The following is a 1,862-nucleotide window of genomic DNA, read 5'->3' as shown; positions in this document are numbered from 1 at the left end:
GGGGAGCCTCCTGGCGAGGAGCAGCCTGGGATTGGGGTGGACTGCCCTGGGAAGGAGGGGCTTCCGCCCGTTTGCCCCCATCGCGGGAATCCACTTCTGAAACCAGCTTTGCCTCTTCCGGCGGCTTGAGATCTTCTGGCTTCAGAAGGATAAACTCGATGGCTTTTTGTTCTTCCTGGCGAAGCGGCCAAAACCGACTCCAGTAGAGCAAGGCCAGCAGCGCCAGCGCATGCAGCAACAAGGACAGCGCCACCATCCAAAAAAAATCGCGCGACTCGTCCTCGCGGCGGCGCTGTTCAACCCAGATGCTGGCCATGGCCAAGATTGCCCCTTCTTACAAACCTCTCAACACACCGAGTTCTCTTGTTGCAGACTCGGCCACTCCGTCCCGCTGACGCGAGCGGATTACACACTAGCTAGTGTTATAGCATCCGAGCGGTTGGCACTCCTGCGCAAAGGCGTACAGCTTGGGCCTGAGAAGGGATCCCACCTGGCAGCAGCCGTTCCAAAATCGCCTACCTTGATAAAGAGCAGGGATCCTGAGTCGAGCAGGCTGCTTTGCGAGAGAGCCCATGGAACCCATCCGCTTTCATCTGGCCTTTCCCGTTGCCGATATTGCCTTGGCCAAGACTTACTACGGCGAGGGCTTGGGTTGCCAAATCGGTCGGGAAACGCCTGTTTCAGTCATTTTGAACCTCTATGGCCATCAACTGGTGGCCCACCTCACCCAGGAAGAGCTGAGGCCCCAGCGGGGCATCTACCCCCGCCACTTTGGCCTGATCTTCCCTGCCCAAGCAGATTGGCAGGCGCTGGCTGAGCGGGCCCAGGCACGGGGATTGCCTTTCTATCAGGAGCCGCGCTGGCGCTTTGTCGGCACCCCCCTGGAGCACGGCACCTTCTTTTTGCAGGATCCCTTCTACAACCTGCTGGAGTTTAAGCACTACCGCCACACCACCGCCATTTTCGGGGAGCGGGAATGGGCCATGGTCGGGGATGAGGCTTCGCACCGCTCGCGGGAACACCCCTCGGCCCACTCAGGTGGTGGCGAAAGTGGCACATAGCGCGAACAGGAGGGATCCTTTGGCCACTCAACCCCTAGGCCCTGCGCGCGGCCCCATTTGGCAGATGGATTTTAACGCCGTTCCGCTGCGGGATGCGCAGGAGCGGCGGGTTTGGGAGCTGCTGGTGTGCGATGCCAGCGGCCAGTTTCGCCAGGCCCAGTACTGCAGCAACCAAGAGGTCAATAGCACCTGGGTGGCCCAACAGTTGCGCAGCTATTTGGAAGTGGCCCCCCAGCCCCCTTCGGCCATTCGCGTCTTCCGCGCCCGCATGAGCTCCATTTTGCAGCGGGCCTGCAACGCCGTTGGGATCCCGATGCTGCCCAGCCGCCGCGTCTATGCCCTCAAGGCCTGGATGCGGGAACGGGCAGAGCAGGTTTACCCTCAGGAAACCCAATTTACCTACAGCCCCGAGCCGCCGGTGGAGCCGGATCCGCCGGATCCCATCCCCCTGCCGGACAAGTTGCAGGGGGAGCGCTGGGCGTTCGTTACCTTGCGGGCCGGGGATCTGCGGGATGCCGAGACCTGGCCAATGGAATTTGGCGAGCTGTTCCCCCTAAACTGGGAGGCCCTGGCGCCTGACACCATCATTCCTGGGTTGGTGATTGCCTCGCGGCGGGCGCTGCCCATAGCAGCCTGGCTGAGCGGTATGGAGCCTGCCTACTTGACGGTGGCGGAGGGACGGCTGCTGTTCGAGGCTGGCCTCAGCGATTGCTACCTGTTTGCGCAACTAAAAGATGAAAAGCTGCAAGCGGAGGCAGAAGGCTTTGCCCAACGCCAACGCCAAGCCCAAGGGATCCACTT

General features: G+C 61.5%; 2 protein-coding genes and 1 pseudogene. 2 read left to right on the top strand and 1 reads right to left on the bottom strand.

Annotated features, from left to right (window positions below):
• Positions 1–316: pseudogene (locus NW844_RS12030) on the bottom strand (energy transducer TonB); the annotation flags it as partial.
• A 256-nt stretch (positions 317–572) separates the two neighbouring features.
• On the opposite strand from NW844_RS12030, the gene NW844_RS12025 reads away from it, so the two are divergent.
• Positions 573–1,061, top strand: a complete 489-nt coding sequence (locus NW844_RS12025) for a VOC family protein (RefSeq protein WP_414335947.1) — start codon at positions 573–575, stop codon at positions 1,059–1,061.
• A gap of 19 nt (positions 1,062–1,080) precedes the next feature.
• On the top strand, positions 1,081–1,862 hold a 782-nt coding region (locus tag NW844_RS12020; protein WP_414335945.1), incomplete at its 3' end, for a Tab2 family RNA-binding protein.

The organism is Synechococcus sp. H55.2 (assembly GCF_047462495.1).
Lineage (GTDB): Bacteria > Cyanobacteriota > Cyanobacteriia > Thermostichales > Thermostichaceae > Thermostichus.
This window is presented reverse-complemented; position numbering and strand designations above follow the sequence as displayed.